This window comes from Streptococcus oralis (genome assembly GCF_001075875.1).
Lineage (GTDB): Bacteria > Bacillota > Bacilli > Lactobacillales > Streptococcaceae > Streptococcus > Streptococcus oralis_I.
The window spans coordinates 1-13,130 of record NZ_JUOS01000010.1 but is presented as its reverse complement, the minus strand read 5'-3'; the positions used below and the strand labels follow the sequence as shown (position 1 = coordinate 13,130).

The 13,130-nt window shown below is 40.1% G+C and carries 19 protein-coding genes; 16 read left to right on the top strand and 3 right to left on the bottom strand.

The window, feature by feature from the left end; all coding sequences use genetic code 11:
- The first annotated feature begins 4 nt into the window (after positions 1-4).
- From ADM33_RS00445 to ADM33_RS00435, 3 genes are all read left to right on the top strand, one after another.
- A complete protein-coding gene (locus ADM33_RS00445; RefSeq protein WP_049502706.1) occupies positions 5-1,102 on the top strand; it encodes an NAD(P)/FAD-dependent oxidoreductase in 1,098 nt (365 codons plus the stop codon).
- A 103-nt stretch (positions 1,103-1,205) separates the two neighbouring features.
- Positions 1,206-2,225, top strand: a complete 1,020-nt coding sequence (gene galE / locus ADM33_RS00440; protein WP_049502705.1) for a UDP-glucose 4-epimerase GalE — start codon at positions 1,206-1,208, stop codon at positions 2,223-2,225.
- Position 2,226: 1 nt separating this feature from the next.
- The gene (locus ADM33_RS00435; protein WP_049502704.1) at positions 2,227-3,159 is read left to right on the top strand and encodes a glycosyltransferase family 2 protein; all 933 of its coding nucleotides are present in this window, start codon (positions 2,227-2,229) and stop codon (positions 3,157-3,159) included.
- A gap of 102 nt (positions 3,160-3,261) precedes the next feature.
- Here ADM33_RS00435 and ADM33_RS10715 read toward each other — a convergent pair whose 3' ends face one another.
- A complete protein-coding gene (locus ADM33_RS10715; RefSeq protein ID WP_080979354.1) occupies positions 3,262-3,459 on the bottom strand; it encodes a ferredoxin in 198 nt (65 codons plus the stop codon).
- A 45-nt stretch (positions 3,460-3,504) separates the two neighbouring features.
- Between ADM33_RS10715 and ADM33_RS00430 the strand changes: the two genes are divergently transcribed.
- The 6 genes from ADM33_RS00430 (at position 3,505) to pdxT (ending at position 7,372) form a co-directional block, all read left to right on the top strand.
- A complete protein-coding gene (locus ADM33_RS00430; protein WP_049502703.1) occupies positions 3,505-3,993 on the top strand; it encodes an SAG1386/EF1546 family surface-associated protein in 489 nt (162 codons plus the stop codon).
- 8 nt (positions 3,994-4,001) lie between these two features.
- Positions 4,002-4,673, top strand: coding sequence for a (d)CMP kinase (gene cmk, locus ADM33_RS00425; protein ID WP_049502702.1), 672 nt, complete (start codon positions 4,002-4,004; stop codon positions 4,671-4,673).
- A 139-nt stretch (positions 4,674-4,812) separates the two neighbouring features.
- Positions 4,813-5,151 (top strand): zinc ribbon domain-containing protein YjdM, encoded by a 339-nt coding sequence (locus ADM33_RS00420; RefSeq protein ID WP_045762909.1) that lies wholly within the window; start codon positions 4,813-4,815, stop codon positions 5,149-5,151.
- Between the two features lie 2 nt (positions 5,152-5,153).
- The gene (locus ADM33_RS00415; protein ID WP_049502701.1) at positions 5,154-5,786 is read left to right on the top strand and encodes a Pr6Pr family membrane protein; all 633 of its coding nucleotides are present in this window, start codon (positions 5,154-5,156) and stop codon (positions 5,784-5,786) included.
- Positions 5,787-5,923: 137 nt separating this feature from the next.
- Positions 5,924-6,799: a pyridoxal 5'-phosphate synthase lyase subunit PdxS gene (gene pdxS / locus ADM33_RS00410; RefSeq protein ID WP_006153788.1), complete on the top strand. Its 876-nt coding sequence runs from the start codon at positions 5,924-5,926 to the stop codon at positions 6,797-6,799.
- Complete coding sequence (gene pdxT / locus ADM33_RS00405; RefSeq protein WP_049502700.1) at positions 6,800-7,372, top strand: pyridoxal 5'-phosphate synthase glutaminase subunit PdxT; 573 nt, start codon at positions 6,800-6,802, stop codon at positions 7,370-7,372.
- A 29-nt stretch (positions 7,373-7,401) separates the two neighbouring features.
- Here the strand turns inward: pdxT and trhA are convergent, their stop codons facing one another.
- Both trhA and ADM33_RS00395 read right to left on the bottom strand, forming a co-directional pair.
- A complete protein-coding gene (trhA, locus tag ADM33_RS00400) occupies positions 7,402-8,049 on the bottom strand; it encodes a PAQR family membrane homeostasis protein TrhA (protein ID WP_049502699.1) in 648 nt (215 codons plus the stop codon).
- On the bottom strand, positions 8,039-8,494 hold the full coding sequence (locus tag ADM33_RS00395) for a DUF1836 domain-containing protein (RefSeq protein WP_049502698.1): 456 nt from the start codon (positions 8,492-8,494) through the stop codon (positions 8,039-8,041). Before ADM33_RS00395 ends, trhA begins: the two co-directional genes overlap by 11 nt.
- 134 nt (positions 8,495-8,628) lie before the next feature.
- Here ADM33_RS00395 and ADM33_RS00390 point away from each other — a divergent pair, with 134 nt between their 5' ends.
- From ADM33_RS00390 to trxB, 7 genes are all read left to right on the top strand, one after another.
- A complete protein-coding gene (locus ADM33_RS00390) occupies positions 8,629-9,129 on the top strand; it encodes a GNAT family N-acetyltransferase (protein WP_049502697.1) in 501 nt (166 codons plus the stop codon).
- Positions 9,130-9,142: 13 nt separating this feature from the next.
- The gene (locus tag ADM33_RS00385) at positions 9,143-9,634 is read left to right on the top strand and encodes a methylated-DNA--[protein]-cysteine S-methyltransferase (RefSeq protein ID WP_193390751.1); all 492 of its coding nucleotides are present in this window, start codon (positions 9,143-9,145) and stop codon (positions 9,632-9,634) included.
- 12 nt (positions 9,635-9,646) lie between these two features.
- Entirely contained in the window at positions 9,647-10,003 is a 357-nt protein-coding gene (locus ADM33_RS00380; RefSeq protein WP_049502695.1) for a Spx/MgsR family RNA polymerase-binding regulatory protein, read from the top strand.
- Between the two features lie 156 nt (positions 10,004-10,159).
- Positions 10,160-10,960, top strand: a complete 801-nt coding sequence (locus ADM33_RS00375; protein WP_049502694.1) for an amino acid ABC transporter permease — start codon at positions 10,160-10,162, stop codon at positions 10,958-10,960.
- Positions 10,960-11,703 carry an amino acid ABC transporter ATP-binding protein gene (locus ADM33_RS00370; RefSeq protein WP_049502693.1) on the top strand — a complete coding sequence of 248 codons (744 nt, stop codon included), beginning with the start codon at positions 10,960-10,962 and terminating at the stop codon, positions 11,701-11,703. The genes ADM33_RS00375 and ADM33_RS00370 overlap by 1 nt, the downstream gene beginning before the upstream one ends.
- Before the next feature lie 79 nt (positions 11,704-11,782).
- Complete coding sequence (locus tag ADM33_RS00365; RefSeq protein WP_000960970.1) at positions 11,783-12,007, top strand: DUF4059 family protein; 225 nt, start codon at positions 11,783-11,785, stop codon at positions 12,005-12,007.
- A 65-nt stretch (positions 12,008-12,072) separates the two neighbouring features.
- On the top strand, positions 12,073-12,984 hold the full coding sequence (gene trxB / locus ADM33_RS00360; protein ID WP_049502692.1) for a thioredoxin-disulfide reductase: 912 nt from the start codon (positions 12,073-12,075) through the stop codon (positions 12,982-12,984).
- Positions 12,985-13,130: the final 146 nt, after the last annotated feature.

The following is a 13,130-nucleotide window of genomic DNA, read 5'->3' as shown; positions in this document are numbered from 1 at the left end:
GACAATGAAAAAAGTTGCCATTGTAGGAGCAGGAATTGTAGGGGCAACAGCTGCCTACTATCTCTCTAAGGAAGCAGATGTCGAAGTAACTGTCTTTGATCATGGGTACGGACAAGCTACCAAGGCAGCGGCAGGAATCATCAGTCCTTGGTTCTCTAAACGACGTAATAAAGCTTGGTACAAGATGGCTCGCCTAGGAGCAGACTTTTATGTAGATTTATTAGCTGATTTAGAAAAAAATGGTCAAAAGATTGATTTCTACCAGCGCTCAGGAGTCTTACTTCTCAAAAAAGATGATTCCAAGCTCGAGGAACTCTATGACTTAGCCTTGCAACGTAGAGATGAATCTCCCTTAATTGGCGAATTAGCCATTTTGGACCAAGCTGCTGCAAGTAGCTTATTCCCTGGATTAGTGGGATTTGAAAGATTACTCTATGCTTCTGGTGGCGCTCGAGTAGACGGACAACTCCTAGTCAGTCGTTTACTGGAAGCCAGTCAAGTGAAGGTCGTAAAGCAAGAGGTCAGTCTAACTCCTTTATTATCAGGCTATCAGACAGACAATCAAATGTTTGATCAAGTAATTTTATCTACGGGAGCTTGGCTTGGACACATTTTGGAGCCTTTAGGCTATGAGGTGGATGTTCGTCCTCAAAAAGGTCAACTTAGAGATTATCAGGTGCCACAAGACATGGGAGCTTACCCTGTAGTTATGCCGGAAGGTGAGTGGGATTTGATACCATTTCCTGGAGGTAAGTTATCTCTAGGAGCTACCCATGAAAATGACATGGGATTTGATCTTACAGTCGATAAAAATTTGCTCCAACAAATGGCTGAGGCAGCGAATCCATTTTATCCGAGTTTAAAGGATGCAGTTTTATCTGGTGAACGTGTAGGAATTCGGGCTTATACGAGTGACTTCTCGCCATTTTTTGGACAGGTTCCAGACTTATCAGGAGTATTTGTTGCGAGTGGATTAGGATCGTCAGGATTGACAACTGGACCCATTATAGGCTATCACCTAGCCCAAATGCTTCAAGGGAGAAAAGGAGTATTGGATCCAGCAGATTATCCGACTGAAAGATACATTAAAAAGAAACAATAGTAAACCTTTTACCTAGTTTTTACGATAGTCTTAGGAAAGTAAATGACTTTCCCTATCAAAAATGGTAAAATGAAAAAAATAATCCAAGAATTGAGGAAATAAAATGCAAGAAAAAATTCTGGTAACAGGTGGAGCAGGTTTTATCGGAACTCACACGGTCATTGAATTGGTCCAAGCTGGACACCAAGTAGTTGTCGTGGATAATTTGGTAAACAGTAGTCGTAAAAGTCTTGAAGTAGTCGAAAGAATCACTGGGGTAGAAATTCCTTTCTACGAAGCAGATATTCGTGACACAGATACACTTCGTGATATTTTCAAACATGAAGAACCAACAGGTGTGATTCATTTTGCTGGTTTGAAAGCTGTAGGTGAGTCTACACGTATCCCACTTGCCTACTATGATAACAACATTGCGGGTACAGTTAACCTTTTAAAAGCAATGGAAGAAAACAACTGTAAGAACATTATCTTCAGCTCTTCAGCGACAGTGTATGGAGATCCCCATACTGTTCCGATCCTAGAAGATTTTCCACTTTCAGCTACCAACCCTTACGGTCGTACTAAACTAATGCTGGAAGAAATCCTGACAGATATCTATAAAGCAGATTCAGAGTGGAACGTTGTTTTACTTCGTTATTTCAACCCAATCGGTGCGCATAAGAGCGGTGATTTGGGTGAAAATCCAAACGGTATTCCAAATAACCTTCTTCCATATGTGACACAAGTTGCAGTTGGTAAGTTGGAACAAGTTCAGGTCTTTGGAGACGACTACGATACTGAAGATGGAACAGGTGTACGTGACTATATCCACGTCGTTGACCTAGCAAAAGGGCACGTTGCGGCACTTAAGAAGCTTCAAAAAGGTTCAGGACTAAACATTTACAACCTTGGTACAGGAAAAGGCTACTCAGTTCTTGAAATTATCCAAAATATGGAAAAAGCAGTCGGACGTCCTATTCCATACCGTATTGTTGAACGTCGCCCAGGTGATATTGCAGCTTGCTACTCAGATCCAGCAAAAGCTAAGGAAGAGCTAGGATGGGAAGCAGAACTTGGTATTACAGAGATGTGTCAAGACGCATGGCGTTGGCAAAGCAAGCATCCAAACGGATTTGAAGACTAAGATGATGATTTCAATCATAGTCCCATGTTTAAACGAAGAGGAAGTACTTCCTCTTTTTTATCAAACTCTTGAAGCACTGATCCCAGATTTGGAAACAGAAATCGAATACATTTTTGTAGATGATGGTTCGACTGATAAGACTTTGGACGTTCTAAAGGTTTATCGAGAGAAAAATCCTGCAGTACATTATATTTCTTTCTCGCGAAATTTTGGGAAGGAAGCGGCCATATATGCAGGTTTACAACAAGCAAGTGGAGATTTGGTGGTGGTTATGGATGCAGACCTTCAGGATCCACCAAACCTCTTGCTTGAGATGAAAGAACTACTAGATCAGAATCCAGACTTGGATTGTGTTGGAACTAGGAGAACTAGTCGAGACGGGGAACCCGTTTTACGTAGTTTCTGCGCCGATCTTTTTTATCGTTTCATGCAAAAAATTAGCCCAGTAGCTCTTCCATCGGGTGTCCGTGATTTTCGAATGATGAGAAGAACAGTTGTGGATGCAGTGTTGGAATTGACAGAATACAATCGCTTTTCCAAAGGGCTCTTTGCCTGGGTTGGTTTTCGCACTCACTATATAGAATACCCTAATGTTGAAAGGCGGGCAGGTAAGACTAGTTGGAGCTTTAGACAACTCTTTTTCTACTCTATTGAAGGGATTGTGAATTTTTCAGATTTTCCTTTGATATTAGCTTTTGTTGCTGGTCTTTCATCATGTTTTCTGGCTTTGGTGATGACACTGTTTGTAGTTGTCCGTACTCTCTTACTTGGCAATCCAACTTCTGGTTGGACCTCTCTGATGGCTGTCATTCTATTTCTTGGTGGTGTCCAATTATTGACGATTGGGATTCTCGGAAAATATATCAGTAAAATTTATCTGGAAACGAAAAAAAGACCCCTCTATCTGATAAAAGAACAGAGTGAGTCAAGATAAGATTTGCTAAAAATAAGTCCTTCAAAAGACTATAATTTTCTGTAAAAATATGCTAAACTAGAGGAAGTGGTATTTGGAAATCTAATCACCACTGATGACAAATTAATCTTTGATGAGCGCGCGAGTAGGACACTGTTTTACAGCTTCCAGTAGCTCTTCACTAGCTGGGACGTCTCTCTCTAGTTGATTAGGATCATCATAGAAACGCACAATACCATTATCATGGTAATCAAATAAATCAGAATAGGTTTGGCATAGCCCGCAGGCAATGCATCGTTCAGGTATAAGTGTGATTTTCATATTTATATTGTAATAAGAAATTAGAAAAAAAACAAGGAGTAAGGTATGGAAAAGGAACCATGGCAAGAAGATATTTACGACATCGAGGAAAGTCGTTCGGAACGCAGAAACAGAGGAAATAAGGAATCAGGAGTAGGAGCTAATCGTATTTTAACGATTTTGGCTAGTATTTTCTTTGTTATCGTTGTCGGTATGATTGCTATTCTAATCTACCTGTCATCCGGTGGAAGTGATCGTACGGCAGCCTTGAAAGATTTTCATGATTCTTCTGCGCCTAAGGTAGAGGAAGTTTCTTCAACATCATCAAGTAGTTCAGTTGAAGCATCAAGTTCTGAAGCAGCATCAACTTCTTCAAGTAGTTCAGAGGAACATACAAATGCTGAGGGAACCATTACTGTCCTTGCAGGTGAAGGTGAGGCAGCTATTGCAGCTAGAGCAGGTATTTCTATTGCCCAGCTTGAAGCCTTGAACCCTGGTCATATGTCTTCAGGAACTTGGTTTGCAAATCCTGGTGATGTCCTTAAGACAAGATAGGAGTTAGAATGAAAACAATTCAGATCGCTATTGATGGTCCAGCTTCAAGTGGTAAGAGTACAGTAGCAAAGATTATCGCTAAGGACTTTGGTTATACTTATCTGGATACAGGAGCCATGTATCGTGCTGCGACTTACATCGCTTTGAATAACCAAGTGAGTCCAGAGGAGTCTTCTCGACTTCTTGAATTATTGGAACAATATCCGATTAGCTTTGGTCGAGCCGAAACAGGAGAACAGCTTGTTTTTGTTGGTGACGTTGATGTGACCAGTCCTATTAGAGAAAATGAGGTAACGAATGCTGTATCTGCTTTTGCAGCCATTCCAGCTATTCGCGAAAAATTGGTAGCCCTCCAGCAAGAGATTGCTCAACAAGGTGGAATCGTCATGGATGGTCGCGATATTGGTACAGTGGTGTTACCTAAGGCTGAATTGAAGATTTTTCTAGTAGCATCTGTAGATGAGCGTGCAGAACGTCGTTACAAGGAAAATCTTTCAAAGGGGATCGAAACAGATTTGGAAACTTTGAAAGAAGAGATTGCAGCGCGTGATTATAAAGATAGTCATCGTGAAACTTCTCCTCTTAAGCAAGCAGAGGATGCTATTTATTTAGACACGACAGGACTAAGTATTTTAGAAGTTGTCGAAAAAATCAAGTCAGAGGCAGTTAAACAATTTTAATCAGAGAATATAACCGATTGACCATGATAGTGGTGAGTCGGTTTTTTAGCAATTTGTCAAATTTTTAATTTTAAGGTATAATAATCTCTGTTAACGAAAATTTGACAATCAAACCATCATGAAAATAGAAGGAGATAAAATGAACAATCTACCAAATTGCCCAAAATGTAATTCAGAATATGTCTATGAAGACGGAGCCTTGCTAGTCTGTCCAGAGTGTGCTTATGAATGGAATCCTGCTGAGCAAGCAGAGGTTGAAGAAGGCCTTGTTGCTATCGATGCTAATGGAAATAAACTAGCGGATGGAGATACAGTCACCTTGATTAAGGACCTTAAGGTCAAAGGAGCTCCTAAAGACCTCAAACAAGGAACTCGTGTGAAAAACATCCGTATTGTTGAGGGTGACCACAACATCGATTGTAAGATTGATGGTTTTGGTGCTATGAAGCTTAAATCAGAATTTGTGAAGAAGATTTAATCATGATTAAAAATGAAAAAGTAATATTTTATAGTCGTATCTTTTTATTTATAGCAGCCTTTACCGGTGTATACTTGGAGATTACCAAACGTGGTGGTTTAGGGATGTTGCTTTACTATACAGTCCTTTCCAACCTCTTGGTGATGATTTTTACGGGTTATCTTTTATGGAAGATGCGACGTGAGGGTGACCATTGGCAAAGTTCAAGTCTTTTGCGACTCAAGGGTGGTGTCACCATGAGTATCATGATTACTTGTGTCATCTATCATTTCATGCTAGCTCCTTTGACGACAGATTTTTACCGTTTGGAAAATTTCCTTTGCCATTATATTGTCCCTCTCTGGTTTTTAGCAGATACAATTATTTTTGACAAGAGTCGCCAATATAAGTTGGTTGATCCCATGCTTTGGACTAGCCTTCCTTTGCTTTATATGATTTTTGCCCTCTTAAACGGTTTTGTTCTAAAGATGGATGTCCCTAATGCTAAGGATAGTCCCTTCCCTTATTTCTTTTTGAATGCTACCAAACATGGTTGGGGCTTTGTCTTTAAATGGGCAGCTACTATCTTTGTTGCCTATATGGTTTCAGGATATCTGTTTTATCTTGTTAAAAACATTAAAAAATCTAAGAAATAAGAGTACCTTATATGGGTACTTTTTTGATGATTGATATAATTGTACCCGGACAAATCGATTTTTTTTATCTTGTACTTGAGTCATTTCTACCTTAAAATAAAATTGTAGCTACCAATACAACTATTGAGGAAGAGAAAATGACTGAAAATCGTTATGAATTAAATAAAAATTTGGCACAGATGCTTAAAGGTGGCGTCATCATGGATGTTCAAAATCCTGAACAAGCAAGAATTGCGGAGGCTGCAGGTGCAGCAGCGGTTATGGCCTTGGAGCGAATCCCAGCGGATATTCGTGCAGCTGGTGGTGTCTCTCGCATGAGCGACCCTAAGATGATCAAGGAAATCCAAGAAGCAGTCAGCATTCCAGTTATGGCCAAGGTTCGAATTGGGCATTTTGTTGAAGCACAGATTTTGGAAGCCATCGAGATTGACTATATCGATGAGAGTGAGGTACTATCTCCAGCTGACGATCGTTTCCATGTGGATAAGAAAGAATTCCAAGTTCCTTTTGTTTGCGGTGCAAAAGATCTAGGAGAAGCCTTGCGTCGTATTGCTGAAGGAGCATCGATGATCCGTACAAAAGGAGAGCCAGGAACAGGAGACATCGTTCAGGCTGTTCGTCATATGCGCATGATGAATCAAGAAATCCGTCGCATCCAAAATCTCCGTGAAGATGAACTCTATGTCGCAGCAAAAGAACTCCAAGTCCCTGTAGAATTAGTTCAATACGTCCACGAACATGGGAAATTACCAGTTGTCAACTTTGCAGCTGGAGGTGTGGCAACACCTGCAGATGCTGCTCTTATGATGCAGCTAGGTGCAGAAGGTGTCTTTGTTGGTTCAGGAATTTTCAAGTCGGGTGATCCTGTCAAACGTGCAGCAGCTATTGTTAAGGCTGTTACGAATTATCAAAATCCTCAAATTCTAGCTCAAATCTCAGAAGATTTGGGAGAAGCCATGGTTGGTATCAATGAGAATGAAATCCAAATTCTCATGGCTGAGCGAGGAAAATAGATGAAAATCGGAATATTGGCCTTGCAAGGTGCCTTTGTAGAACACGAGAAAATGCTTGCTCAACTAGGAGTTGAAAGTATTGAACTGCGAAACCTAGAAGATTTTCAGCAACACCAGAGTGACCTGTCGGGGTTAATCTTGCCAGGGGGAGAGTCTACAACTATGGGGAAACTGTTGCGAGATCAGCAGATGCTAATTCCTATAAGAGAGGCTATTCTCAATGGTTTACCAGTCTTTGGAACTTGTGCAGGTTTAATTTTGCTAGCAAAACAAATCACTTCTAAAGAGGAAAGCCATCTAGCGACTATGGACATAGTAGTAGAGCGCAATGCCTATGGACGTCAGCTAGGAAGCTTTTATACAGAAGCTGACTGCAAGGGCGTTGGTAAAATTCCAATGACTTTTATCCGTGGCCCGATTATCAGTAGTGTTGGTGACAGTGTTGATGTTCTAGCGATTGTGAACAATCAAATCGTTGCGGCACAAGAAAAAAATATGCTAGTGACCTCCTTTCATCCGGAATTGACAAATGATCTTCGCTTGCATCAATACTTTATCAATATGTGCAAATAAAAATAGGTCGGGATTTTCCCGGCCTATTTTTACATGTAATAAACAATTGCGATGTATTGGAGAGCTGAAGCTGCCAGAATGAAGAGATGCCAGATCATGTGGAAGTAAGGTTTCTTCTTAGCATAAAAACCAGCACCAACTGTATAGCAAAGCCCACCTGATACCATAAGAGTCCAAAAGATTGGATTTGTTTGACTGATGATTGCTGGTAGGATAGCCACAACTAGCCAACCCATGATGAGGTAGAGTATTAGACTAAATTTTTCATTGACTTTTTTGGCAAATATTTTATAAAGAATACCAAAAATAGTTGTTCCCCACTGAATGGCGATAATCAGATAACCAAACCAGTTATTCATCAAGGTCAAAACGACAGGAGTATAGGAGCCAGCAATCGCAACATAAATCATGGAATGGTCGATGATACGAAGCACGTACTTATGAGTGGAACCATAAGCCATAGAATGATAAATAGTCGATGAAAGAAACATGAGAAAGAGGCTGATAACGAAGATGGATACACCGATAGACGATAAGAAACCATGTGCCTCATAACTATAGGTTGATGAAATAGGAAGTAAGATGAGCATAAGTACAGCCCCTATAGCATGGGTGACACTGTTGGCAATTTCTTCTCCAAAACTAAGGCGCTTGCTAAGTTTAAAACTAGTATTCATTTGTTTCCTCCTCTTCATTTTCTGTATAGACTAGTGCTAGTGTTTGATGATAAAGTTTGACCGTTTGACAGCTTGCTTGAATGATTGGATTAGCTGGGTCTAGGTCTTCATTCATATAGTCCACAAAAGCATTGTAAAGTTCTTGTGAGTTAGTCTCTGTGTGTAGGGTGTTTAGGGTTTGAGCAATTTCCTGGATTGAAAAAACAGACTTGAGTGTTGTGATAGCAATCAGTCGGGCAATTTGTTTGCGTTGGTATTTTTTCTTTTCAGGTTTACTGATATATCCGTGTTTGACATAGTTGTTCACCATTGATGCAGTTAAACCTTTCTCTTTAGCAAGAGAAATAGGGGAACAAACTTTATTCACATAAAGTAGGACCTGATCCAAATAGAGATCAATGTTTGGAATTTCGTCCCATTCTGGGTAGGAAAAAGTAGTTTTCATTTCCAACTCCTGTTTATCTAGTTTTTATAACCAGATTATAAAATAATAGAAATAAAAAGTCAAGTTTTAACTGCTTGTAGAAAGCCTTAAATTATGCTATGATGAGAGAAACTAGTCAGAAAAGAGGAGATAAGATGGAAATTCGTTTAGCCTTTCCAAACGAAGTAGATGCAATTATGCAGGTGATTGAAGATGCTAAAAAATGCTTGGCGGAAGCTGGCAGCACCCAGTGGCAAAATGATTACCCAAATGCCGACACGATTATTGAAGATATCGTCTCTGGTCAGGCTTATGTAGCCTTGGACGAAGGAGAACTTTTAGCCTATGCAGCAGTGACTAAAAGTCCAGAAAAAGCTTATGAAGCCATTTATGATGGAAGTTGGGAAGGAAGAGAACCAGAATACCTTGTATTTCATCGGATTGCGGTTTCTAGAGGTGTCCAAGGCCAAGGTGTTGCCCAGACCTTCTTGGAAGGCTTGATTGAAGGCTTTGATTACCTAGATTTTCGTTCAGATACACATGCTAAAAACAAGGCCATGCAACATATCTTTGAAAAGCTTGGTTTTAAACAGGTCGGTAAAGTTCCAGTTGATGGCGAACGCTTGGCCTATCAAAAATTGAAATCAAATGCCTAAGAAGTATGCAAAGATGCTGTACAGTTCTCCAATTGGGATCTTATCTTTGGTAGCAGATGATCACTATCTGTTTGGGATATGGGTTGAAGCACAGAGTTATTTTGAGAGAGGCTTGTCGGTAGGTAATCTAGTTGAGGTGGAAAGTCATCCAATCTTAAGTCAAATTGCTTGTAATTTGGAAGCCTATTTTAAAGGAGAGAATCAGGATTTGTCTCAGTTACCTTTAGCTCCTGTCGGTAGTGATTTCGAAAAAAGAGTCTGGAACTACTTGCGGGGAATTCCTTTTGGTCAGACAGTTACTTATGGACAAATAGCTAAGGACTTGCAGATAGCTTCGGCTCAGGCAATCGGAGGTGCTGTGGGGCGCAACCCATGGTCTATCCTAGTACCTTGTCACCGCGTATTAGGTGCAGGTAATCGTCTAACGGGCTATGCTTCCGGAATTGACAAGAAGGCTTGGCTCTTAAAGCATGAAGGTGCAGCATTTCAAGAGAATAAGGAATAGAAAGAAAAGAAAATGTTAGAATTTATCGAATATCCAAAATGTACAACTTGTAAAAAAGCCAAAAAAGAGTTAGATCAACTCGGATTAGAGTATAAAGATGTTCATATTGTAGAAGAAACTCCTAGTGAAGAAGTCATTTTAAATTGGCTTGAAACTTCAGAATTTGAGTTGAAGCAATTTTTCAATACCAGTGGTATTAAATACCGTGAACTTGGTTTAAAAGACAAGGTTGGAACTTTATCCAATAAAGAAGCAGCCAAACTCTTGGCCAGTGATGGTATGTTATTAAAACGTCCAATATTAGTGGAGAATGGTGCTGTGAAGCAGATTGGTTATCGTAAAACCTACGACAGCTTGGATTTGAAATAGTTTTTTTCTATCTCCTTGATAGGTAAAATATATAACCTCACGCTTTTAAAGTATGATAAACTAGTAGGTAAACAAAGTCTCTTCTGCTCGTAGCAAATATTTTAAATCTAGGCAGAAGTATGATAGAATGATTCATTATCAGGAGAGGATGTTTCTATGAATGTTACAACAATTTTAGCATCAGATTGGTACCAAAACTTGATGCAGTATATTCCAGACGGCAAACTGTTTAGTTTTCGTTCTGTCTTTGATGGGATTCCAAGAATTGTACAACAATTGCCAACAACATTGATGTTGACAGTATTTGGTGCTTTTTTTGGTATAATCTTGGCCTTGGTTTTTGCTATTGTAAAAATTAATCGCGTTAGAATTCTTTATCCATTACAAGCATTCTTTGTTAGTTTCTTAAAAGGGACACCAATCCTAGTGCAGTTGATGTTGACTTACTATGGAATTCCTCTAGCATTAAAAGCGTTGAATCAACAATGGGGAACTGCTTTTAATATCAATGCGATTCCGGCCGCAGCTTTTGCCATTGTAGCTTTTGCTTTTAACGAAGCAGCTTACGCTAGTGAAACTATCCGTGCCGCTATTCTTTCTGTCAATCCTGGAGAGATTGAAGCCGCTCGTAGTCTTGGAATGACACGTGCACAAGTTTACCGTCGTGTGATTATTCCCAATGCAGCGGTAGTAGCGACTCCAACCTTGATTAACTCCCTAATCGGTTTGACTAAGGGGACTTCCCTAGCCTTTAGTGCGGGTGTTGTAGAAGTCTTTGCCCAAGCTCAGATTTTGGGTGGTGCCGACTATCGTTACTTCGAACGTTTCATCTCAGTTGCCCTTGTATACTGGGTGGTAAATATCGCTATTGAAAATCTTGGCCGCTTTATTGAGAAAAAAATGGCAATCGAAGCACCAGATAATACGAAAACAGATGTGAAAGGAGACCTTCGCTAATGATTAAGATTTCAAATTTAAGCAAATCCTTTTCTGGTCAAACCGTCTTGGATCATCTGAATTTAGATATTCAAAAAGGGGAAGTAGTAGCTTTGATTGGTTCCTCAGGAGCGGGGAAGTCAACTTTTCTTCGTAGCCTAAATTATCTGGAAACACCTGATAGTGGAAGTATTCAGATTGATGATTTCAAAGTGGATTTTTCTCAAATTACTCAAGATGAAATCTTGACTCTTCGTCGTAAGTTGTCCATGGTGTTCCAACAGTTCAATTTGTTTGAGCGTAGAACAGCCTTAGACAATGTCAAGGAAGGTTTGGTAGTTGTTAAAAAACTTTCCGACCAAGAAGCAACTAAGATTGCCAAAGAAGAGTTGGCTAAGGTTGGTCTTTCAGATCGTCAACAGCACTATCCTCGCCACTTATCAGGTGGACAAAAACAACGGGTAGCTTTGGCGCGTGCTTTAGCCATGAAGCCAGCAATCTTGCTCTTGGATGAACCTACTTCAGCTCTTGATCCAGAATTAGTCGGTGAGGTAGAACGATCTATTGCTAATGCTGCCAAATCAGGTCAAACCATGATTTTAGTCAGTCACGATATGTCCTTTGTTTCTCAGGTAGCTGATAAGGTTTTGTTCTTGGATAAAGGAAAGATTATTGAGTCTGGAACACCAGATGAGATTATCAATCATCCTAAAGAAGAACGAACAAAAGAATTCTTTGCTAGTTACAAACGGACCTATATTTGATATAATAGAAGATAAGAAAGACTCAGTTGGCTAGGCTAACTGGGTTTGCTCTTTAAAATTAATAGAAATGAGAGAGAGCATGCTAGTTCAGCTATTTGCTTTGTATTTAGAGAGTTTAGTGTTGACAATTCTACTGGTCTTGATTATTTTGGGACTCTGGATTGGACTTAGAGCTCTGTCGGGGGTTGATAAAACTGCTAAAGCACGTCAAGCCCATCTCTACGATATGATTATGATTGGAGTTTTGACCATTCCAGTATTGTCATTTGCAACCATGAGCATCTTGTTGGTTCTCAAAGCTTAATAGTTGTAAAATGGGATTTAATTCGTTAGAATAAAAATAGTTACAACAAGAAAGAAGGAAAGAGAATGTACGATACGATTATTATCGGTGCAGGTCCTGCTGGGATGACTGCAGCCTTGTATGCAGCACGCAGTAATCTGAAAGTGGCTTTGATTGAAGGGGGCCTTCCAGGAGGTCAGATGAATAATACTTCTGACATTGAAAACTATCCAGGCTATGCCAATATCAGTGGCCCAGAATTAGCAGAAAAGATGTTTGAACCTCTTGAAAATCTAGGTGTTGAACATCTCTATGGCTTCGTTGAAAATGTTGAGGATCATGGGGAATTTAAAAAAGTCGTAACAGACGACCAAGTTTATGAAACTCGCACAGTTATCGTAGCGACAGGTTCTAAGCATCGTCTCTTGGGGGTTCCAGGAGAAGAAGAACTCAATAGCCGTGGTGTTTCTTACTGTGCGGTTTGTGATGGAGCCTTTTTCCGCGACCAGGATTTGTTGGTCGTAGGTGGAGGTGACTCCGCGGTTGAAGAGGCTATCTTCTTAACACGGTTTGCAAAATCTGTTACCATTGTTCATCGTCGGGATGAACTACGTGCCCAAAAGGTCTTGCAAGATAGAGCTTTTGCCAATGAAAAAATCAACTTCATTTGGGATTCTGTCGTTAAAGAAATCAAGGGTGAAAACCGTGTGGAATCGGTTGTGATTGAAAATGTTAAAACAGGTCAGGTGACAGAACAAGCCTTTGGTGGTGTCTTCATCTATGTTGGTTTAGACCCAGTTAGTGACTTTGTCCAAGAGTTGCAGATTCGCGACCAGGCAGGTTGGATTGTGACAGATGACCATATGAAAACAAGTGTTGCAGGAGTCTTTGCAGTTGGGGATGTTCGTCAGAAAGACCTTCGACAAGTTACAACAGCTGTTGGAGATGGTGCTATTGCAGGTCAAGAGGCCTATAAATATATTACTGAACATAGTTAAAAAGGCGGTGGGACAGAAATCGATAGACAAAATCTCAATTTCATAGTCCCAGCTCCGCGAGGATGATTAGGAGCTTTTTGGAGTCCAAAAGACGAACAAAAAGTTCAATCAGCTACCGCGTCAAAGTTTGATTGCTAATAAAAAGT

Bases quoted from the DNA above. Each gene is read 5' to 3' on its own strand.
- trhA (WP_049502699.1), bottom strand. From the start codon at position 8,049: ATGAATACTAGTTTTAAACTTAGCAAGCGCCTTAGTTTTGGAGAAGAA.
- ADM33_RS00385 (WP_193390751.1), top strand. From the start codon at position 9,143: ATGCTGTACAGTTCTCCAATTGGGATCTTATCTTTGGTAGCAGATGAT.
- ADM33_RS00390 (WP_049502697.1), top strand. From the start codon at position 8,629: ATGGAAATTCGTTTAGCCTTTCCAAACGAAGTAGATGCAATTATGCAG.
- ADM33_RS00415 (WP_049502701.1), top strand. From the start codon at position 5,154: ATGATTAAAAATGAAAAAGTAATATTTTATAGTCGTATCTTTTTATTT.
- ADM33_RS00430 (WP_049502703.1), top strand. From the start codon at position 3,505: ATGGAAAAGGAACCATGGCAAGAAGATATTTACGACATCGAGGAAAGT.
- ADM33_RS00375 (WP_049502694.1), top strand. From the start codon at position 10,160: ATGAATGTTACAACAATTTTAGCATCAGATTGGTACCAAAACTTGATG.
- ADM33_RS00380 (WP_049502695.1), top strand. From the start codon at position 9,647: ATGTTAGAATTTATCGAATATCCAAAATGTACAACTTGTAAAAAAGCC.
- ADM33_RS00395 (WP_049502698.1), bottom strand. From the start codon at position 8,494: ATGAAAACTACTTTTTCCTACCCAGAATGGGACGAAATTCCAAACATT.
- ADM33_RS00365 (WP_000960970.1), top strand. From the start codon at position 11,783: ATGCTAGTTCAGCTATTTGCTTTGTATTTAGAGAGTTTAGTGTTGACA.
- ADM33_RS00420 (WP_045762909.1), top strand. From the start codon at position 4,813: ATGAACAATCTACCAAATTGCCCAAAATGTAATTCAGAATATGTCTAT.
- ADM33_RS00370 (WP_049502693.1), top strand. From the start codon at position 10,960: ATGATTAAGATTTCAAATTTAAGCAAATCCTTTTCTGGTCAAACCGTC.
- ADM33_RS00445 (WP_049502706.1), top strand. From the start codon at position 5: ATGAAAAAAGTTGCCATTGTAGGAGCAGGAATTGTAGGGGCAACAGCT.
- cmk (WP_049502702.1), top strand. From the start codon at position 4,002: ATGAAAACAATTCAGATCGCTATTGATGGTCCAGCTTCAAGTGGTAAG.
- pdxT (WP_049502700.1), top strand. From the start codon at position 6,800: ATGAAAATCGGAATATTGGCCTTGCAAGGTGCCTTTGTAGAACACGAG.
- trxB (WP_049502692.1), top strand. From the start codon at position 12,073: ATGTACGATACGATTATTATCGGTGCAGGTCCTGCTGGGATGACTGCA.
- pdxS (WP_006153788.1), top strand. From the start codon at position 5,924: ATGACTGAAAATCGTTATGAATTAAATAAAAATTTGGCACAGATGCTT.
- galE (WP_049502705.1), top strand. From the start codon at position 1,206: ATGCAAGAAAAAATTCTGGTAACAGGTGGAGCAGGTTTTATCGGAACT.
- ADM33_RS10715 (WP_080979354.1), bottom strand. From the start codon at position 3,459: ATGAAAATCACACTTATACCTGAACGATGCATTGCCTGCGGGCTATGC.
- ADM33_RS00435 (WP_049502704.1), top strand. From the start codon at position 2,227: ATGATGATTTCAATCATAGTCCCATGTTTAAACGAAGAGGAAGTACTT.